At 54.4% G+C, this 20,433-nt stretch carries 19 protein-coding genes; 11 read left to right on the top strand and 8 right to left on the bottom strand.

The window, feature by feature from the left end; all coding sequences use genetic code 11:
* Positions 1-86: 86 nt before the first annotated feature.
* Both A6U95_RS13135 and A6U95_RS13130 read right to left on the bottom strand, forming a co-directional pair.
* Complete coding sequence (locus A6U95_RS13135; RefSeq protein ID WP_065684789.1) at positions 87-1,046, bottom strand: sugar kinase; 960 nt, start codon at positions 1,044-1,046, stop codon at positions 87-89.
* A 10-nt stretch (positions 1,047-1,056) separates the two neighbouring features.
* On the bottom strand, positions 1,057-1,887 hold the full coding sequence (locus A6U95_RS13130) for a DeoR/GlpR family DNA-binding transcription regulator (protein ID WP_065684820.1): 831 nt from the start codon (positions 1,885-1,887) through the stop codon (positions 1,057-1,059).
* A gap of 402 nt (positions 1,888-2,289) precedes the next feature.
* Here A6U95_RS13130 and A6U95_RS13125 point away from each other — a divergent pair, with 402 nt between their 5' ends.
* The 6 genes from A6U95_RS13125 (at position 2,290) to gatZ (ending at position 9,264) form a co-directional block, all read left to right on the top strand.
* Positions 2,290-3,144 carry a tagatose bisphosphate family class II aldolase gene (locus A6U95_RS13125; RefSeq protein ID WP_065684788.1) on the top strand — a complete coding sequence of 285 codons (855 nt, stop codon included), beginning with the start codon at positions 2,290-2,292 and terminating at the stop codon, positions 3,142-3,144.
* Between the two features lie 70 nt (positions 3,145-3,214).
* Positions 3,215-4,105, top strand: a complete 891-nt coding sequence (locus A6U95_RS13120; RefSeq protein WP_024486314.1) for a substrate-binding domain-containing protein — start codon at positions 3,215-3,217, stop codon at positions 4,103-4,105.
* Positions 4,106-4,327: 222 nt separating this feature from the next.
* Entirely contained in the window at positions 4,328-5,821 is a 1,494-nt protein-coding gene (locus tag A6U95_RS13115) for a sugar ABC transporter ATP-binding protein (protein WP_065684787.1), read from the top strand.
* Positions 5,821-6,810, top strand: a complete 990-nt coding sequence (locus A6U95_RS13110; RefSeq protein WP_065684786.1) for an ABC transporter permease — start codon at positions 5,821-5,823, stop codon at positions 6,808-6,810. The genes A6U95_RS13115 and A6U95_RS13110 overlap by 1 nt, the downstream gene beginning before the upstream one ends.
* 34 nt (positions 6,811-6,844) lie before the next feature.
* Complete coding sequence (locus tag A6U95_RS13105) at positions 6,845-7,804, top strand: sugar kinase (protein WP_065684785.1); 960 nt, start codon at positions 6,845-6,847, stop codon at positions 7,802-7,804.
* A gap of 182 nt (positions 7,805-7,986) precedes the next feature.
* A complete protein-coding gene (gatZ, locus tag A6U95_RS13100) occupies positions 7,987-9,264 on the top strand; it encodes a tagatose-bisphosphate aldolase subunit GatZ (RefSeq protein ID WP_065684784.1) in 1,278 nt (425 codons plus the stop codon).
* 61 nt (positions 9,265-9,325) lie between these two features.
* Here the strand turns inward: gatZ and accC are convergent, their stop codons facing one another.
* The 6 genes from accC to A6U95_RS13070 all read right to left on the bottom strand — a co-directional run bounded on the left by accC (position 9,326) and on the right by A6U95_RS13070 (position 14,639).
* Positions 9,326-10,675 (bottom strand): acetyl-CoA carboxylase biotin carboxylase subunit, encoded by a 1,350-nt coding sequence (gene accC, locus A6U95_RS13095; protein ID WP_021180772.1) that lies wholly within the window; start codon positions 10,673-10,675, stop codon positions 9,326-9,328.
* 11 nt (positions 10,676-10,686) lie between these two features.
* Positions 10,687-11,151 (bottom strand): acetyl-CoA carboxylase biotin carboxyl carrier protein, encoded by a 465-nt coding sequence (gene accB, locus A6U95_RS13090; RefSeq protein WP_024483778.1) that lies wholly within the window; start codon positions 11,149-11,151, stop codon positions 10,687-10,689.
* A gap of 32 nt (positions 11,152-11,183) precedes the next feature.
* Positions 11,184-11,636, bottom strand: a complete 453-nt coding sequence (gene aroQ, locus A6U95_RS13085; RefSeq protein ID WP_024483777.1) for a type II 3-dehydroquinate dehydratase — start codon at positions 11,634-11,636, stop codon at positions 11,184-11,186.
* A gap of 276 nt (positions 11,637-11,912) precedes the next feature.
* Entirely contained in the window at positions 11,913-12,521 is a 609-nt protein-coding gene (msrQ, locus tag A6U95_RS13080; protein ID WP_065684783.1) for a protein-methionine-sulfoxide reductase heme-binding subunit MsrQ, read from the bottom strand.
* Positions 12,522-13,523, bottom strand: coding sequence for a protein-methionine-sulfoxide reductase catalytic subunit MsrP (gene msrP / locus A6U95_RS13075; protein ID WP_065684782.1), 1,002 nt, complete (start codon positions 13,521-13,523; stop codon positions 12,522-12,524).
* Positions 13,524-13,658: 135 nt separating this feature from the next.
* Positions 13,659-14,639 (bottom strand): MDR family oxidoreductase, encoded by a 981-nt coding sequence (locus A6U95_RS13070; protein WP_065684781.1) that lies wholly within the window; start codon positions 14,637-14,639, stop codon positions 13,659-13,661.
* A gap of 295 nt (positions 14,640-14,934) precedes the next feature.
* Here A6U95_RS13070 and csrD point away from each other — a divergent pair, with 295 nt between their 5' ends.
* The 5 genes from csrD to A6U95_RS13045 all read left to right on the top strand — a co-directional run bounded on the left by csrD (position 14,935) and on the right by A6U95_RS13045 (position 20,401).
* Positions 14,935-16,866, top strand: coding sequence for an RNase E specificity factor CsrD (gene csrD / locus A6U95_RS13065; RefSeq protein ID WP_065684780.1), 1,932 nt, complete (start codon positions 14,935-14,937; stop codon positions 16,864-16,866).
* A gap of 322 nt (positions 16,867-17,188) precedes the next feature.
* A complete protein-coding gene (gene mreB / locus A6U95_RS13060; RefSeq protein WP_021180765.1) occupies positions 17,189-18,232 on the top strand; it encodes a rod shape-determining protein MreB in 1,044 nt (347 codons plus the stop codon).
* A 96-nt stretch (positions 18,233-18,328) separates the two neighbouring features.
* Positions 18,329-19,321 (top strand): rod shape-determining protein MreC, encoded by a 993-nt coding sequence (mreC, locus tag A6U95_RS13055; RefSeq protein WP_021180764.1) that lies wholly within the window; start codon positions 18,329-18,331, stop codon positions 19,319-19,321.
* Positions 19,318-19,806: a rod shape-determining protein MreD gene (gene mreD, locus A6U95_RS13050; RefSeq protein WP_024483772.1), complete on the top strand. Its 489-nt coding sequence runs from the start codon at positions 19,318-19,320 to the stop codon at positions 19,804-19,806. The genes mreC and mreD overlap by 4 nt, the downstream gene beginning before the upstream one ends.
* 10 nt (positions 19,807-19,816) lie before the next feature.
* Positions 19,817-20,401 (top strand): nucleoside triphosphate pyrophosphatase, encoded by a 585-nt coding sequence (locus A6U95_RS13045; protein WP_024483771.1) that lies wholly within the window; start codon positions 19,817-19,819, stop codon positions 20,399-20,401.
* The last annotated feature ends 32 nt before the right edge of the window (positions 20,402-20,433 follow it).

Here is a 20,433-nt window from a genome sequence, read left to right as displayed (position 1 = left end):
GATTTTACGACAAGGGACAGTTTTGCCAAGCCGTTATGTTGGTAATCGGGATAAAAAACCGGCCAAAGGCTGGCCGGTTGATGGCTTTACGCCTGCTGTGCAATAAAATGCTCGATCTGCGCCAGGCTGGATAACCCTTCCATCGGCCCCTTATGGGAAACCGCCAAGGCACCGCTGGCATTGGCATACTGCAACGCTTTTTCTGCGCTGAAGCCGGACAGGAACAGGCTGACAAAGGTAGCGCCAAAGCAGTCGCCCGCTCCGGTCGGATCGACCATCTTGCTGCTATAGCCTGGAGTGTGTAGCTCCTGCGTCTGGCCGTTTTGTTGCTGGTAATGGCTGGCCCCTTTCTCGCCACGCTTGATCACGATATGGCTCACGCCGCTGGCCAACAGTTCCTGCACGATATCCGCTTCCTGTTGGTTTTTGCTGCTGGCAAAGTGATGCACTTCTCCCTCGCTGGGCAGGAAGATATCGGTATATTCGAGGATGTACTCGAAGGCCTGGCTCATCTCAGGGATATTGAGCATCTCTTTGCGAATGTTGGGATCGAACGACACCGTCCCCTTATTGGCCTTGACGATCTGGATCGCCCGGCGCATGGCATCGATGATACGAAATGAGAACAGCGAAGAACCCATAATGTGAAAATGCTGGCACTGGTTCAGCAAGCCCAGATCGATGTGGTCGGCGGTAAAGAAGCCGCAGGCGCTGTTGGGGATATTGAAGATAAAATCGCGTTCCAGCGGGTTGCGATAGCTGACAAATGCCGTGCCGGTCGGGGCCTTGTCGATCACGCTGATGCCGTCGGTGATCACGCCTTCCAGACGCAGGCGCTCGATATTCAGACGGCCAAAATCGTCGTTGCCCACGCAGCCAAACAGCGTGGAGCCAAAGCCAAGCCGCGCCACCTGAGCGGCATAGATAGCCGGTGCCCCGCTGGGGAACGGCCCAAGAAACTCGCCTGGCTGAGTAAATCCCTGATTATAATTTTTTGAAAGGAATTCAACCAGTAACTCACCCATCGTGCAGATGCTAACTGACATAAGTGCCCCTTTATTCCCCGATCGTTTCCCGGTTGGCCCAGGTAAAACATTCGTTATTGGTGTAGCGGATGCTGAAGTCGGATTCGAATAATTGCTGCTGATAATGTTCATTCACGCCACGGTTGGTCACCAGATTATCTATCTGGCTGAGGTGGCCGATAGTTCCGATCGCACTGGCCTGAATGGGCAAATGGGTAATGATGGCGGTTTTATTCTGCGCCTTGTCCAGGCAGCGTTGGTAATGGGACGCCAACAGCGGCTGATCGACATTCAGGATACCTGAGCTGTCCGTAATGCTGGCTTCGAGAATGCAGTGGTTGATGGTGAACTGTTGGATCACGCTATCCAGCGCTTTGCCGCTTAGCGCGGTATGCGAGCGGATCAACTCCCCACCCGCGACGATAATCTCACCGTCCAAAAACTGATCGGCCAGGATTGCATGCTGTAAGTCATTGACGATCAGCCGCAGCTTTTTCAGGCCGCTCAGGAACGGGATGATCTTGCGGCAGATATCGCCATGGCCGAGAAATAGCGTATCGCGATCGGCAATCATCCTGGCGCAGTGGCGGGCGATTTCCAACTGGTTAGCCAGCGTGAGTGGGGGCAGGGCGATCCCTGGTTCGATCGGCTCCGCCAGCGGCTGCGTTGGGGTGGCAATGGCACCGCCAAAGGATCGCTTGAGGTAGCCTTGCTGTTCCAGGTAGCTGAGATCGCTACGGATCGTCACGCCGGAAACCCCTAACTGGGCAGAAAGATCGTCGACTTTGATCTCCCCTTGCTGGCCGACGATTTCAGCAATTTTCAATCTGCGTTTCAGCAGGTTAGATGACTTTCTGGGCACATTCGCCCCCATCGTTAAACGGTAATAAGGGTTACTATATCCTTCATACTTTCTAATTGAAAGTAATACCCACGCAGGCTTTCGTTATTTTGAAAGTCAGGATTAGGCTAGTGTTTAGGTTTATATTTTTATTATTATTCATGTTATTAGGTGATTCTCGATGGAGGGTATACACCCGAGATAGGGTGATCTTAAGCGCACAAACACCGGTACATACCTTATGTTTCGTAATCAACATCTAGTTAGATTACGTTTTGAAAGTTATTTGATAATCTTCGATCCCTGTCACGCTTTTTTGCGCGTTTTCTCTCTATATTCGGTTTCACTTGGAAAGTTTATCTAAATAAATTTTCATTTTGTAATTACCGACTGCGGTATCAGGTGCGGGATCGAGGAGAATCGATGTACATCATTTCAAGCAAGAATATGCTGCAGAAAGCGCAGCAGCAAGGGTACGCGGTGCCAGCATTCAACATCCACAACTTGGAAACCTTGCAGGTGGTGGTCGAAACCGCTGCACAGTATCGTTCGCCAGTGATCCTGGCGGGAACGACCGGCACTTACCGCTACGGTGGGCTGGAAAACATCATCATGATCGTCAAGGCACTGGCGCATGAGTACCAGATCCCGCTGGCGTTACATTTGGATCATCACGAAGAGCCCGCCGATATCTACCATAAGATCAACGCCGGGATCCGTTCCGTGATGATCGACGGCTCTCACTTTCCTTTTGAAGAAAACGTGGCGCTGGTCAAACAAATCGTTGAATACAGCCATCGCTACGATGCCAGCGTTGAGGCTGAGCTAGGCCGCCTGGGAGGCCAGGAAGACGACCTGATCGTGGAAGGGAAAGACGCTATCTACACCTCGCCGGAGGCGGCGGTGGAGTTTGTTGCTCGTACCGGGATCGATTCGCTGGCGGTGGCTATTGGTACCGCGCATGGCCTGTACCAGTCCGAGCCCAAGCTGGATTTTGCCCGCCTGGAACAGATCCGCGATCGTGTGGAAGTGCCGCTGGTGCTGCATGGGGCTTCCGGCCTGAGCGATAGCGATATCCGCCGCTGTATCCGTTTAGGCATCTGCAAGGTCAACGTGGCTACCGAGCTGAAAATCGCTTTCTCGGATGCTCTGAAAGCGTATTTCCACCAGCATCCTGATGCCAATGATCCGCGCCATTATATGCAACCAGCGAAAAGCGCCATGCAACGGGTAGTGGAAAAAGTGATTGGCGTATGTGGCTGTGAAGGAAAGCTTTAAACATTAACAAGTAACCCCCTACAAAACAGCAAGCTAAACAAGCAGAAATAATAAAAACTGAGGATAGATCATGCATAAATTAAAGGTATTAGGTTCGGTGCTGGCCATCGGGCTGGCAGTATTCTCGCAGGCAACGTTAGCCAAGGAATATAAAATTGGTGCATCGCTGCTGACGCAACAGCATCCGTTCTATATTGATCTGGCCGACGCAATGAAAGCGGAAGCCAAGAAAGACGACGTGGTGCTGAACATTTCAATTGCCAATCAGGATCTGAATAAACAACTTTCTGACGTAGAAGACTTTATTACCAAGAAGGTCGACGCCATTATTATTTCGCCGGTGGATTCCAAAGGCGTGCAGGCGGCGATTATCAAAGCGGAGAAAGCCGGTATTCCGGTTATTACCGTTGATGTGGCCGCCGAGGGCGTACCGGTGGTCACTCACGTGGCTACCGACAACTACGCCGGTGGCGTCGAAGCGGGCAAGCTGATGGGCAAACTGCTCAACGGTAAAGGCAAGGTAGCGATTATTGATTATCCGGCGCTGCAATCGGTGGTGGCACGCGTGGACGGCTTCAAGAAAGGGTTGGCCGATACGCCTGACGTGAAGATTGTGGCGATCCAAACCGGCATCACCCGGGCGGAAGCGCTAACCGTGGCGCAGAACATGATGCAGGCGCACCCGGATCTGAATGGCCTGTTTGGTTTTGGCGATGATGCCGCGCTGGCTGCGGTGATCGCCGCCAAATCCGCTCGTAACGACAATATCAAGATCATCGGTTTCGACGGGATGAAAGAAGCTCGCGACGCCGTCGACAGCGACAAGACCTTCGTCGCAGTGATCCGCCAATACCCAGACCAAATGGGTGCCAAGGCTATTGATGCTGCCGTTGACCATCTGAACGGCAAGCCCGTCGCCAAGTTGATCCCAGTTGCACCTGGCGTTTATACCGGCAAATAACACGGCTCGTTAACCCAAGCTTCAGCGGCTAACCATTACCCCAACCCTCTCCCAAAGGGAGAGGGAACTGGCCGGAGTGCTTGATTGGTCCGTGCTGCTTCGGGAAGTGAGTAGTAAGAAGCAAGAGGATTGGGTATTACACAGAGAAACCAACAAACTCGATCGGTCCCTTTCCCCTTTGGAAGAGGGCTAGGGTGAGGGGCCACGTGGGTGGAGGAAATAATGACGGATACGGTGCTGGCGGTAACGGAAATAGCCAAAAGTTTCGGCCATGTTAACGCATTAAAAAATGTCAGCCTGAAAATACGCAAAGGTAAAGTCCATACGCTACTGGGCGAAAATGGTGCCGGTAAATCCACGCTAATGAAAATCCTGGCAGGAATTTATCCGCCGACCAAAGGGGAAATACTCCTCAAAGGGCAAAACGTCACTATTAACAACCCACAGCATTCCAGAAAGTTGGGTATCGCGATTATTTTTCAGGAACTGAGCCTGAGCAATAATATGAGCGTAGCAGAAAATATCTACGCTAATAATGAGCCAACCCGCTTTGGTTTTATTAACGATAGCCAGATGGTGAATGATTGCCAACGCCTGCTGGCGGATTTGGCCATTCCGCTCGATCCGCAGCAAATTGTCGGCACCATGTCGATGGCCCAGCGCCAACTGGTAGAGATTGCCAAGGCGCTGAGCTACCCAGCAGATGTCGTGATCATGGATGAACCAACGTCGTCGCTGAGCGATAACGAGGCCGACATCCTGTTTGGCATTATCGACAAGCTGAAACAGCGCGGCTGCGCGGTGATTTATATCTCGCACCGCATGGATGAGATCATGCGGGTATCTGATGATATCTCGGTGCTGCGCGACGGCGAGTTCATTGCCACCCATGATAAACACCAGACCGATATTCACCGGCTGATTGCCCAGATGGTTGGCCGCGAAATGACCAACATCTACCCGCCACGCATCGGCGAACCTCCTTCAGCAGAGCAAGTGCCGGTGTTGGAAGTCAGGCAGTTTTCGCAGGACAAACTGTTTCATGATATCCATTTCTCACTGCGTGCAGGTGAAGTGCTGGGCTTTTTTGGGCTGGTGGGATCGGGGCGTTCAGACGTAATGAAGGCCATTTTTGGCCTGACCGGCTATCAGGGTGAAATTCGCATTGATGAGGCGGTAGTCACTATTCGCAATCCAAAGCAGGCGATAGAGCATGGTATCGCCTTCGTGACGGAAAACCGCAAGGAGGAGGGGTTGGTGCTGATGCATGACGTAAGCATTAACACCCATCACGTCGCCTTTCAGTATGCGGGTTCCAGCCTGATCAACCATAAGCACGAAGAGGCGAAAACCCAGCAGGCGATCCGGCGGATGAACATCAAGGTCAGTTCGCCACACCAGCTGGTCAGCACCCTGAGCGGCGGCAATCAGCAAAAGATCGTGCTGTCGAAATGGTTGGAAAAAGTGCCACGGATCTTAATCCTCGACGAGCCAACGCGCGGCGTGGACGTCGGTGCCAAGTTCGAGATTTATAACGTCATACGCCAGCTTGCTGCGCAGGGTACTGCCATTATCTTGATCTCTTCCGAACTGCCGGAAGTCATGGCACTCAGCGATCGGCTGGTGGTGATGCGCGCCAAGCAGATCGCCGACGTTTTTGCCACCGCTGGACTCACGCAAACCCAAGTCATGACCGCAGCAACAGGAGTGAAATAATGAGCGATAAAGTGCTGGCCGCCGAGGGCCATTCGGCGTTCAACGGGCCAGGGAAACTGGCAAAAGCCGCCAAGCAGTACGGCGGCATACTGGCGGGCCTGGTGGCCTTGGTGATCCTGTTCAGCGTGATCAACGACAGCTTCCTGAGCGTGAATAATATTACCAATATTATTTTGCAGGTCTCGATCATTGCCATCACCGCCTATGGCATGACGTATGTACTGCTGCTGGGGGATATCGATCTTTCGGTGGGGTCAACCATTGCGCTGGTGGGGACCTTTGCTGCGCTTGGTCTGTCCTATGGCATCCCGTTTATTCTGGTGATCCCGCTGTCGATTATGGCCGCGCTGGTGCTGGGCCTGGTTAACGGTAGCCTGACTGCGCTGGCCGGTATCCCGTCGTTTATCGTTACCGTCGCGACGATGGGCATCTTCCGGGGCATTGCCTATATCGTCACCGACGGCACGCCGATCATGATCAAAAACGAGGCGTTTTTGGCGCTGGGCAACGGCGAGTTCCTTTATATCCCGATCCCAATCTGGATCCTGTTGGTGTTGCTGATCGTCAACCATTTCATCCTGTCGAAAACCACCTTTGGGCGCAAAATTTATATCACCGGCGGCAATAAAGAGGCCGCGATCTATTCGGGGATTAACGTTTCTGCCTTGAAAATAAAGGTCTTTATGATCACCGCCGTAATGGCGGGCATCAGCGGCATGATCCTGGCTTCACGGCTGTATTCCGGCCAGCCTAACGCCGCGCTGAGTTATGAGCTGGATGCTATCGCCGCCGCAGTGTTAGGCGGCACCAGCCTGAATGGAGGTTACGGCACGGTGATTGGCACCATGATTGGTGCGCTGACCATCGGGGTCATCAACAACGGTATGAATTTAATGAACGTACCTTATTTCTATCAAATGGTGGTGAAGGGACTGGTGATCCTTATCGCGGTGTATGTCGACGTCCGAAACAAGAAGAAACGCGGCTAACGATCACAGGCAGATTTGTATAAGGAACGGGACAATGAGAAAAATTTATACCATCGGCGAGATCCTGGTTGAGATCATGGCCGATAAGGTTGGCCAATCTTTTACCCATCCAGGCTTATGGAATGGCCCCTTCCCCAGCGGTGCCCCGGCGATTTTTATCGACCAGGTGACCAAGCTGGGCGGGCAGTGCGGCATTATCAGCTGCGTGGGTAATGACGGCTTCGGCACGCTGAATATCGAACGCCTAAAGGCTGACGGAGTGGATACGCGCGGTATCCGTGTGTTGCCGCATGAGACGACCGGCAGCGCCTTCGTCACTTACCACTCTAACGGCGATCGCGATTTTATTTTCAATATCAAGAACGCAGCCTGTGGGAAATTATCGGCCGAGCATGTGAACGCCGAACTGCTGCAGGACTGCCAGCACTTTCACATCATGGGTTCATCGCTGTTTTCCTTCCATATGGTGGACGCGGTGAAGAAGGCGGCAGGGATCGTCAAAGCGAACGGCGGCACCTTGTCTTTCGACCCGAATATCCGCAAGGAAATGCTCAATATCCCCGAGATGCGTGATGCGCTGCATTACGTGCTGGAGCTGACCGATATCTACATGCCGAGCGAAGGCGAAGTGATGCTGCTGTCCTCCCAAACCACGCTGGATGAGGCGATTGCTCGCTACCTGAAGGACGGCATTAAAGAAGTGGTGGTGAAACGCGGCAGTAAAGGGGCGAGCTATTATTCCGCGGATGAAACCCTGCATATCGACAGCTATGCCGTAGACGAGGTCGATCCGACCGGGGCGGGCGACTGTTTTGGCGGCGCTTACATTGCTTGCCGGTTGCAGGGGCACAGCGTTTCCCAGGCGCTGCGCTATGCCAATGCCTGCGGTGCACTGGCGGTAACCCGGCGTGGGCCAATGGAAGGGACTTCTACCTTCGCTGAAATCGACACTTTCTTGCAGCAGCAACGGACCGTGCCGGTCGGCGCGCTGTAAATAACATTCCAACGTCTTGAATATTCAGTTCAGGACATTGTTTTACCCTATGAATTTCAAGTCACAGCTAGGCGACAAGCTTGTTCATCCCCAGGAGCTTACTTTTAGTAAGTGACTGGGGTGGGCAAGTGCAGGTAGCAACGCTGAGACTTGAAAGGCGACGGGTAAATGAGGCCATAAGCATGAAATCTATTATTAAGCAGCATAAAAGCGGCAAGCACATTGGCATCTGTTCGGTTTGCTCGGCACATCCGTTGGTGATTGAGGCCACGTTGCGTTTTGACCTGGCTAGCCAGCGTAAGGTATTGATTGAGGCCACCTCCAACCAGGTGAACCAATTTGGCGGCTACACCGGGATGAAACCGGCTGATTTTCGCGAGTTTGTGTATGCCATTGCCGCCAAGATTGGCTTCCCGCAGTCACGCTTGATATTGGGGGGTGACCATCTTGGGCCGAACTGTTGGCGGGATGAACCGGCTGGGCTGGCGATGGAGAAAGCCGAACGCCTGATTGCCGATTACGTTCAGGCTGGGTTCAGTAAAATTCATCTGGATGCTTCCATGTCCTGCGCGGACGATCCGGTTCCTTTACCGCCAACGGTGGTGGCCGAGCGTGCGGCGCGGCTATGTGCGGTGGCGGAAGCGGCTGCCACCTCAGAGCAGCGGCAGGCGCTGAGCTACGTGATAGGTACGGAAGTGCCGGTTCCGGGTGGGGAAAGCCACGCTATCGCTCAGGTACACGTCACGCGGCCACAGGATGCCGCCGAGACCATCGAGACGCATCGGCAGGCGTTTGCTCGCTTAGGTTTGGAGCAGGCCATGGAGCGGGTGGTGGGGCTGGTGGTGCAGCCGGGAGTCGAGTTCGACCATTCCACAGTGATCCACTATCAGCCGGAACAGGCGCGCCAGCTTTCCGCCATGATTGAGTCAACGCCGTTGGTGTTTGAGGCCCACTCTACGGATTATCAAACCCCGAAAGCGTTCCGCCAGTTGGTGCGCGATCACTTTGCGATCCTGAAAGTCGGCCCGGCGCTGACTTTTGCCCTGCGTGAGGCGATCTTCAGCCTGGCGCTGATCGAAAAGGAGCTGATCGCCGCAGAACAGCAGAGCCACGTGCTGGCAGTGATCGATAGCGTGATGCAGGATGAGCCCAAGTATTGGAAGAAGTATTACGATCCGCGCCATTCGAAGGCGATGATCGATCTACACTACAGCCTGTCCGATCGGATCCGCTATTACTGGCCTGAAGCGCGCATCAGCGCGGCCATCGACAAGCTGGTGGCAAACCTGAGCGGAGTAGCCATTCCGTTGGGTATGCTGAGCCAGTATTTCCCGCTGCAATTCCCACGCCTGATGGCTGGCGAGTGTGCCGGTGACCCACATAGCCTGATTATCGACAAGATCCAGGAGGTTTTGCGGGCGTATGCCTATGGGTGCGATACCCCTCACCCCATTAAATAAAAAAACACCGCAGAAGTTCTCATGCGGTGTTTTTTATTAGCCCAATATCGTTAACCGATAATCAGGTTTCCTGCAGACCCAGCTTCTTCTCCAGATAGTGGATGTTGGTGCCACCATGCTGGAAGTTTTCGTCGGTCATGATCTTCTGCTGCAGTTCAACGTTGGTTTTGATGCCATCGATGATCAGCTCAGCCAGGGCATTCTTCATGCGGGCAATCGCCACGTCACGGTTTTCACCGTAGGTGATCAGCTTGCCAATCATGGAGTCATAGTACGGCGGCACGGTATAGCCAGCGTAGATATGAGATTCCCAACGCACGCCGAAACCACCAGGAGCGTGGAAGCGGGTGATCTTGCCTGGGCTTGGCAGGAAGGTGTTCGGGTCTTCGGCGTTGATACGGCATTCCACCGCATGGCCTTGGACCTTCACTTCGTCCTGTTTGATCGACAGCGGCTGACCGGCAGCGATACGCAGCTGCTCTTTGATCAGATCCACGCCGGTGATCATTTCGGTAACCGGGTGTTCCACCTGGATACGGGTGTTCATTTCAATGAAATAGAACTCGCCGTTTTCATACAGGAACTCAAAGGTACCTGCACCGCGGTAGCCGATTTCCACACAGGCTTTTGAACAGCGTTCACCGATGTAGCGGCGCAGCTCTGGGGTGATCCCCGGTGCTGGTGCCTCTTCGACCACTTTCTGGTGGCGGCGCTGCATGGAGCAGTCACGTTCAGCCAGATAGATGGCGTTGCCCTGGCCGTCTGCCAACACCTGAATTTCGATATGGCGAGGGTTTTCCAGGTACTTCTCCATATACACCATGTCGTTGTTGAAAGCCGCTTTGGCTTCCGCTTTGGTCATGGAGATGGATTGTTCGAGATCTTTGTCGCCGCGCACAACGCGCATGCCGCGACCGCCGCCGCCGCCGGAAGCCTTGATGATCACCGGATAACCGATGCGCTTGGCGAAGGCACGGTTTTTGTCCATGTCATCGGTCAGCGGGCCGTCGGAGCCTGGTACGCAAGGTACGCCGGCTTTTTTCATCGCGCTGATGGCTGAAACCTTGTCACCCATCAGGCGAATGGTTTCGGCGCGTGGGCCGATGAAGATAAAGCCAGAGCGCTCTACCTGCTCGGCAAAGTCGGCATTCTCGGACAAGAAGCCATAACCCGGGTGGATCGCCACGGCGCCGGTAATTTCGGCGGCGGAGATGATGGCCGGGATGTTCAGATAGCTTTTAACTGACGGTGCAGGGCCGATACAAACGGTCTCATCCGCCAGCAGAACGTGTTTCAGATCGCGGTCGGCACTTGAGTGAACGGCAACGGTTTTGATGCCCAGTTCTTTACAAGCGCGCAGGATACGGAGCGCGATCTCGCCACGGTTGGCGATAACAATTTTATCTAGCATGGTGCGCCTCGTTATTCGATGACGACCAGTGGCTCGTCAAATTCAACCGGTTGGCCGTTTTCTACCAGGATCGCTTTAACCACACCGGATTTGTCCGCTTCAATCTGGTTCATCATTTTCATGGCTTCAACGATGCACAGAGTATCACCGGCGTTCACTTTCTGGCCCACTTCCACGAAGGCTTTCGCGTCCGGGCTTGGGGTGCGGTAGAAGGTCCCTACCATTGGTGAACGAACGATATGGCCACTCATGGCCGCTGGTGCTGCTGGGGTTTCTGCGGCAGCAGGGGCAACGGCGTTGGCCAGAGCAGGTTGCTGCTGCTGGGCTGGCATTGCGTACTGTTGCATCATTGGGTAAGCCTGCACCGGTGCGGCACGGCTGATGCGAACCGACTCTTCGCCTTCAGAGATTTCCAGTTCAGAAATGCCTGATTCTTCAACCAGTTCGATCAGTTTCTTGATTTTACGAATATCCATGAGTGTGATTCCGTACTCTTTTTGTGTAGCAATTAGTGGGTTTTTGACAAACGGCGAACCGCTGCCTGTAAAGCAAATGTGTAGCCATCCGCGCCGAGGCCACAGATCACGCCTACCGCGATATCAGACAGGTAGGAGTGATGACGGAAAGGCTCACGAGCGTACACGTTGGACAGGTGGATCTCGATAAACGGGATCTGTACTGCCAACAGTGCATCGCGCAACGCCACGCTGGTGTGCGTGAATGCGGCAGCGTTAATCAGGATAAAATCCGTATTGCCGCGTGCCTGATGAATGCGATCGATGAGCGCATGCTCGGCGTTGGACTGCAGATGACTCAGGGTGATATCTAGCGCGAGCGCCTGGTTTTCCAATCCGTTAACAATCTCTGCCAGCGTAGCGCTGCCGTACTTTTCCGGCTCACGCGTCCCCAGCAGATTGAGATTGGGGCCGTTCAGAAGCAAAATGTGAAACTTATCCGCCATTGTGCTGGTATCTCCGGCAATAAAACCATCATCGTAGAAAATAACCCGATGTCACCGATTTGTCACCTGTTACGCGCAGATTTTGCTGCAGCGACAGGTTCAAGGTCGGGCATTATAACGATATCGTGGCAATTCGCAGCTAAATACTGGTCTTATCAGCGAAGATATTCAACCCTAAATCAACAAACACCCAGTGCCGCTATTGGATTATGAGGGGTAGAACACAGAAAAGTTCCGCGCCCCGCCAGGGGATTTTTACCGTCAATCTTGCCGGTTTTAGCGCGGTTTACGCCACCACGAGCGAAATTTCTTGTAACGCAGAGCTAACAACAGCAGCGCCAGCGACGCGTAAATAAAAGGCTGCGGTGACAACGTTTTTACCGACCAAAGGTAGTGGATCGGTGCCAGGATCGCCACCAGGTAGACGAAGTTATGCAACTTCTGCCATTTGGCCCCCAATTTGCGCTGCGCCCATAGCGTTGAGGTGGCCGCCAGAGCCAGCAAGATCAACCAGCAGAGGATACCTAGCGTCAGATAGGGGCGGGTTACCAGCTCGCGCCCCAGCAGGCCTATGTTGCTCAGCCCCAATTCCAGCGTCGAGTAGCTTATCAGATGCAGGGTTCCCCAGGCAAAACACCACAAACCCAGCAGGCGTCGGCAACGGATCAGCAGCGGCTGGCGCGCGTAGCGGGCCAATGGAGTGACGAGCAGGGTTGCCAGCAGCAATTTCAACGTCATCCTGCCGGTAAAATGCTGGATATCCTTGGCCGGATCGGCGCTGAACCAGCCCTGATCGACTGACAACACCAGCCACAGAAAGGGCAGGAATGCCGCCAGGTAGATGGCAACTTTTAGCCAGGTGACCTGCTTGGGGGTTAAGCGCACTCAGAAGTTCTCCCGTAAATCGAGGCCGCGATATAGCGAAGCCACCTGGTCCGCATAACCGTTGAACAGCAGCGTGGGCTGACGTTTCACATCCAGAATGCCGCCGGAACCGATAAAGCGTTCGGTGGCCTGCGACCAGCGCGGATGATCGACATGGGGATTCACGTTGGCGTAAAAACCATATTCGTTGGGAGCAGACAGATTCCAGGTGGTTGGCGGTTGTTCGCGGGTCAGGGTGATCTGCACGATAGACTTGATGCCTTTGAAGCCGTACTTCCATGGAGTGATCAGGCGCACCGGAGCACCGTTTTGCGGTGGCAGCATCTTGCCATACACGCCCACAGTTAACAGAGCCAGTGGATGCATGGCTTCATCAAGGCGCAAACCTTCGACATAGGGATACTTGAGGCCACCCCCAATAAAGCGATCTTTCTGACCGGGCATCTGCTCTGGATCGTACAGCGTTTGAAAAGCCACGTAGCGCGCGTTGCTGTTGGGCTCGGCCAGCTTAAGCAGTTTGCCCAACTCAAAGCCAATCCACGGCACCACCATCGACCAGGCTTCGACGCAGCGCATGCGATAAATGCGTTGCTCCAGCGGGAATCGCTTGAGTAAATCGTCGATATCCAGCGTTATGGGCTTGCCGACTTCACCGTCGATTTTCACCTTCCAGTCCGTCGTTTTCAGTGAGCCTGCGTTGGCCGCGGGATCGGCCTTATCCAGGCCAAATTCGTAGAAATTATTGTACCCCATGACTTTTTCTTCCGGCGTCAGCTCCAGCTTGGCTTGCCAGGTTTCGGGCTTGCTGAAGTCTAGCGGTTTGCCTGCTGGAGCCGGGGGGCGATCGTTACCTTTGAACCAGGAAAGCAAGTCGGCCTGCGCCTGGATGGGCAAAGCCAGTGAGGCTGCCGTGATCCCTAGCGCCTGGAGCACCTTGCGCCGCTGATAGAACACGCTTTCCGGCGTGACATCGGCTTCGGTCAGTTTTCGCTGTTGTTTCATTTTTTTCTCCGCAAGTGATGGTGTAAGCATGGCGTGAAAGCCAACTTTCTGCGAGAGGGTGGATGTAAAGAGAGGTAAACGAGAGGTAATTTCTTGTGGGGGTAAAAGCAGGCGCCGGATGCGGCGCCCCACCGATTATGAACGGATTTTTACCAGGGTACGGCCAGTGATCTGATTGTTCATCAGCGCGGTAGCCGCGGCAGGCACGTCTTCCAGCTGAATTTCCTGCGTGGCTTGTTCATAGAAACTTTCTGGCAGAATACCGGCCAGACGTTCCCATGCAGTTTGGCGACGATGCAGCGGCGTGAGCACCGAATCAACGCCTTGCAGACGCACGTTACGCAAGATAAACGGCATTACGGTAGTCGGTAACTGGTAGCCTCCCGCCAGGCCGCAGGCGGCAACAGTGCCGTTATAATTCATCTGCGCTAGCACGCGAGCCAGCAATTTGTCGCCTACGGTGTCGATGGCGCCGGCCCACAGCTGTTTCTCCAGCGGGCGCGGTGTTTCAATATATTCACTACGGGGCAGCACGGTTTTGGCACCGAGGGATTTCAGATAGTCGGTATTGCTGTCGCGCCCGCTGATGGCGGTGACGCTATAGCCCAGAGCGGACAGTAGAGCAACCGCCGTGCTCCCCACGCCACCGCTGGCTCCGGTGACCAGAACGTCGCCGTCCTCCGGTTTCACTCCGCCTTCTTCCAGTGCCATCACGCACAGCATGGCGGTAAAACCGGCGGTGCCGAGGATCATCGCTTTGCGTTCACACAGCCCTTTGGGCAGTGGTACCAGCCATTCGCCGCTAACGCGGGCCTGTTCGCCCAACCCGCCCCAGTGATTTTCGCCAACGCCCCAGCCGGTGAGCACTACGCTCTGGCCTGGCTTAAAACGCGGATCTTTGCTGCTGTGTACCAGGCCGGCAAAATCGATACCTGGCACCATTGGGAAGTGACGAATAATTTTCCCCGTGCCGGTGATCGCCAGGGCATCTTTATAGTTGAGGCTGGACCAGTTGACGTCGACCGTCACATCTCCTTCTGGCAACTGGTCACTATCAATATTCTTGACTTGTGCCAGGGTTTTTTCGCCAGCTTGCTCCAATAATAATACGCGCATGTCATTGTTCCCCGTTTTTTCATATATCATATGAATGTATGGTTCAGTATTGTCTGACTATATGCATAATAAAAAAGCCTGTCCTGATAAAGGACAAAAAAATAGTGCTTAATGGTTTTCTTCGTCGACCAGGCTTGATAGCTTTGTAAAGCTAACCTGATGCTTGGCAAAGAAATTGAAGTCGCTTCATGATTTTTAATATCAGGGTATTGCGTTGTTTTCAATCGAGCAGGAACGGGGCCTTGGCACATCAAAAGGTGGCTCTTCATTTTATCATCGCGCAGAAGGCACAGGGATGAGATTTACAACCAAACTCTCTGCTCTAATCACCCTGCTCGTCGCATTGGCTATGTTCTTGATGCTGATGGGGTGTTCATACAGTTTCTTTTACGTGACCCAGGAGCGCCTAGAGCGCCGTTTTGAAGCCCTGGCCACTTCCATCGATCAGGCAATGCTGCTTCAACCTCTGCAGGCTCAGGATAACTGGCTGCCCTTGGTGATGCGACCGCTAGGCATCGTTGCGATTCATGTCGATACCGAAACCAGCAACCTTTTCTCCTACAGTCTGCCGACCATTAAAGCCCCTTGGGCATCGCTGGCTGGCTACCGCCAAACCTCGTTAAACATGATGCATCATCCCGGCACCCGGGTGAATGTCACCTATCTCGATCCGTTCGCCAGCGACGTGCGTTCATTGCAGTCCACGGCGGCGGTCACGCTGTCAATTGTCATCATGGTGGTGATCCTGTTGTTCAGTTTACGCTGGCTGCGTGAACAGGCAGTAGGTGAAGATCGCCTTGAGCGCCGGGCGCGGCGCATTCTCAACGGCGAGCGTGAACAGGTGCTGAAGGGAGACATTCGCGAATGGCCCGCCAGCGTCAGCGGCGCGTTGGATCGCCTGCTGGCCGATTTGGCCGAAGCACGTGAGGAGCGCAGCCGGGTAGATACCTTGATCCGTGCTTTTGCCGCTCAGGATGCCAAAACCGGCCTCAATAACCGGCTGTTCTTTGATAACCAGCTCACGACTCAACTGGAAGATGTCGGGTCACACGGCATCGTCATGATGGTGCGCCTGCCGGATTTCGATACCCTGCGTGAAATTCACGGCAATGCAGCGGTGCAGGAGCTGATGTATTCGTTGGTCAACCTGCTGTCCACTTTTGTCATGCGCTATCCTGCCGCCTTACTGGCCCGTTACTTCCACAGTGATTTTACCGTTCTGCTGCCACACCGCACGCTGAAAGAAGCGGACGGCATCGCGGCGCAGCTGGTCAACGCGATCGACTCCTTGCCCTCAACGGCGCTGATTGACCGTGAGGCGTTCTTGCATATTGGTATTGTGGCCTACCGCAGCGGGCAGACCACGGAAGAAATCATCGATTACGCCGAACAGGCGACCCGCCACGCCGTATTGCAAGGCGAAAACGGCTGGTACGTCTATGATAGCGATGTGCCAGAGAAAGGGCGCGGCAGCGTTAAATGGCGCACGCTGCTTGAACAGGTGCTGGCGCGCGGCGGCCCTCGCTTATATCAAAAACCGGCGGTGACGGTGGAAGGTGATGTGCATCACCGCGAAATCATGAGCCGGATTTATGATGGCGCACAGGAACTGTTGCCTGCCGAGTATATGCCGCTGGTCAATCAGCTTGGCTTGGCGGAAAGCTATGACCGCCAGCAGATGAATCGGATTATTCCTTTATTGGCACTGTGGCCGGAAGAGACGCTGGCGTTTCCACTATGCGTTGATTCATTATTGCAGCGCAGTTTCCAACGTTGGCTGCGCGATACCCTGTTACAGTGTGAAAAAAGTCACCGCAGGCGAATTCTGATTGAACTTGCAGAGGCAGATGTGTGTCAACATATCGACCGTTTGCGTCCGGTGCTGCGATTGTTGACCGGATTAGGCTGTCGTCTGGCGGTTTCTCAGGCCGGGTTGACGGTGGTGAGTACCTCTTATATCAAGTCGTTACCGGTGGAGATCGTCAAGCTTCACCCAGGGTTGGTAAGGAGTATTGACCGGCGGGATGAGAATCAGCTGTTCGTTCAGAGCCTGACCGGTGCCTGCGAAGGCACTCAAGCGAAGGTTTTTGCCGCCAGCGTGCGTACGCGCAACGAATGGCAGACGCTGAAAGAGCGCGGGATCCTAGGTGGGCAGGGGGACTTTTTCGCTTCGCCGGAGCCGATCGATATAGCTCGCAAAAAATATTCGCGTCGATATCGTGTTTAACCTGATGACCGGGCAAAAATTAACGTAGAATGGCCCGTCTTTTCCTGTGGGCGTCAGTAGGTGCTTACCACCGGTGACAATCAGGAAAAATGTTAGATTTTATGAGCTGTGTTACTGCCGTTTGGTACGTTGATTTGGTGGCTAGCTGAGCCTTTGTTGAGGGATATCAGGCCCCATTCGCTTTCCGTGCATTCGGTCACAAATAACGCAGACTAATTTTCACCGAAGTAGGACGTTTTTGCGCCTTGTCGCTGCTTCGTGTGGTTGGTAAAGTAGGCGGATTTTATTTTCCGCCCCCAGCTTGCAGGATTATCCTTTCGTTATGTTTAAGAAATTTCGTGGCATGTTTTCTAATGACTTGTCCATCGACTTGGGTACCGCCAATACCCTGATTTATGTTAAAGGACAAGGCATTGTACTGAATGAACCGTCGGTGGTTGCCATTCGCCAGGATCGTGCCGGCTCACCCAAGAGCGTTGCGGCCGTAGGTCATGACGCCAAGCAAATGCTGGGGCGTACGCCTGGCAATATCGCGGCTATTCGCCCAATGAAAGATGGCGTGATCGCCGACTTCTTTGTCACCGAAAAAATGCTGCAGCATTTCATCAAGCAGGTTCACAGCAACAGCTTTATGCGCCCTAGCCCGCGCGTACTGGTTTGCGTACCTGTTGGTGCCACCCAGGTTGAACGCCGTGCGATCCGTGAGTCCGCTCAGGGTGCCGGTGCGCGTGAAGTCTTCCTGATTGAAGAGCCTATGGCTGCGGCGATCGGTGCGGGTCTGCCAGTATCGGAAGCCACTGGCTCCATGGTGGTTGATATCGGTGGTGGTACCACTGAAGTGGCGGTGATCTCGCTTAACGGCGTGGTGTACTCCTCTTCCGTGCGTATCGGCGGCGACCGTTTTGACGAAGCCATCATTAATTACGTGCGCCGTAACTACGGTTCACTGATCGGTGAAGCTACCGCAGAACGTATCAAGCACGGTATCGGCTCGGCCTATCCGGATGACGAAGTGCGTGAAATTGAAGTGCGTGGCCGTAACCTGGCAGAAGGTGTGCCGCGTGGCTTCACCATGAACTCCAATGAAATTCTCGAAGCTTTGCAGGAACCTCTGACCGGCATCGTCAGCGCGGTCATGGTTGCGCTGGAACAGTGCCCGCCGGAACTGGCTTCCGACATCTCCGAACGCGGTATGGTGCTGACCGGTGGTGGCGCATTGCTGCGTAACCTGGATCGCCTGCTGATGGAAGAGACCGGTATCCCGGTAGTGGTGGCTGAAGATCCTCTCACCTGTGTGGCTCGCGGTGGTGGCAAGGCGTTGGAAATGATCGACATGCATGGCGGCGATTTGTTCAGCGAAGAATAGTGAGCAGCCCCAGAATGGAGGGATCGTAGCGGATGGCGGCATTAACCTGGCATCTGGTGCGTTCCCCTTTCTGTTGTCGAGGAACGTGCATAATTTATGAAGCCGATTTTTAGCAGGGGGCCTTCCCTGCAACTACGACTTTTCCTGGCAGTGATCGTGGCGATTGCACTGATCGTTGCCGACAGCCGGCTCGGTACGTTCGTTAAAATACGAAACTACATGGACACCGCCGTCAGCCCTTTTTACTTCTTGGCTAATGGGCCGCGTAAAGTTTTGGACAGCGTATCGGAAACGCTGGCTACCCGCCAACAGCTAGAGCTGGAAAACCGTGCTCTGCGGCAGGAACTGTTACTCAAAAACAGCGATAATCTTCTTCTTGGCCAATTCAAACAGGAAAATGCCCGTTTGCGTGAGCTGCTAGGCTCGCCGTTGCGCCAGGACGAACACAAAATGGTCACTCAGGTGATCTCCACCGGTTCAGACCCCTATAGCGATCAGGTAGTGATTGATAAAGGGTCGGACAACGGGGTTTATGAAGGCCAGCCGGTTATCAGTGATAAAGGCGTGGTCGGGCAGGTGGTGGCGGTGGCTAAAATGACCAGCCGCGTCCTGCTGATCTGTGATGCTTCCCATGCGTTGCCGATCCAGGTATTGCGCAATGATATCCGGGTGATTGCCGCAGGCAGTGGCTGTACGGATGACTTGCAACTGGAACATCTGCCGGGCAATACCGATATCCGCGTCGGGGATGTGCTGGTCACCTCTGGTTTGGGCGGTCGCTTCCCAGAAGGGTATCCGGTAGCCGTGGTGTCCTCGGTAAAAGTGGATAACCAACGCGCCTATACCGTGATCCAGGCGCGGCCAACCGCTGGTCTGCAACGCCTGCGCTATCTGTTGTTACTATGGGGCGCCGATCGCAACGGCACCATGCCGCTGCCGCCGGAGGAAGTTCACCGCGTTGCCAATGAACGCCTGATGCAGATGATGCCGCAGGTATTGCCACCGGCTGATGCCATGGGCCCACCGGCTCCGCTGCCCGCTCCCGCTACCGGTACCGTTCAGCCGCCACCGGTGGGGGCAACCCGATGAATCGCTATCGCAGCAACGGGCGCTGGATTATCTGGCTGTCATTCCTGGTGGCATTAGTGCTGCAAATCATGCCGTGGCCGGAGCAAATCTACATGTTCCGGCCATCCTGGCTGCTGCTGATCCTCACTTACTGGGTGATGGCGTTACCCCATCGGGTTAACGTCGGCACCGGGTTTATCCTGGGGCTGATCATGGATCTGATCCTGGGTTCCACGCTCGGCGTGCGTGCGCTGGCCATGGGCATCATCGCCTATCTCGTTGCGTTCAAATTCCAATTATTCCGCAATATGGCTCTGTGGCAGCAAGCGCTGATCGTCGTGCTGCTATCATTGGCTATGGACGTGGTGGTGTTCTGGGCGGAGTTTTTGGTGATCAACGTCTCTTTCCGCCCCGAGGTGTTCTGGAGTAGTGTGGTCAACGGCGTGCTTTGGCCGTGGTTATTCCTGCTGATGCGCAAGATCCGCCGTCAGTTTGCCGTACAATGAGGTTATAACGATGTTTTCGCTCTATCTTGCTTCCGGTTCTCCCCGTCGTCATGAACTGCTGACTCTGCTCGGCGTACCGTTCGAAGTCATTCTGACGCATACTGAAGAGCAGCGGCAGGAAGGGGAAGCGGCGGAAAATTACGTTCGCCGTCTGGCGCAGGATAAGGCCAGGGCGGGTGTCTCCCTGGCGCAACAGGATTGGCCCGTGCTGGGGGCAGATACTATCGTGGTGTTGAACGGCCAGGTGTTGGAAAAACCGCGGGATGAAGAGCATGCGGCGCAGATGCTGGCTGCCTTGTCCGGGAAACAGCATCAGGTGATGACCGCCGTGGCGATTGCCGATAAACAGGGCGTTTTATGCCAGTTGGTGGTCACCGACGTGACCTTCCGCAATCTGTCACCACAGGATATCTGCGACTATATCGCCACGGGCGAACCGATGGATAAAGCGGGCGCTTACGGAATTCAAGGCAAGGGTGGTTGTTTCGTCAGAACGATAACCGGAAGTTATCATGCGGTGATGGGGTTGCCGCTGGTCGAAACACATGAGCTGCTCAGTCATTTTGTCGCATTACGAGAGGTAAGAACCGGTTGATGCCACCACTAGATTTCCCGTCGCCGCCATAG

The sequence above is a fragment of the Serratia sp. 14-2641 genome (assembly GCF_001692375.1).
GTDB lineage: Bacteria > Pseudomonadota > Gammaproteobacteria > Enterobacterales > Enterobacteriaceae > Chania > Chania fonticola_C.
Note: the sequence above shows the minus strand (reverse complement) of the source record. Positions and strands in the feature narration are given on the sequence as shown.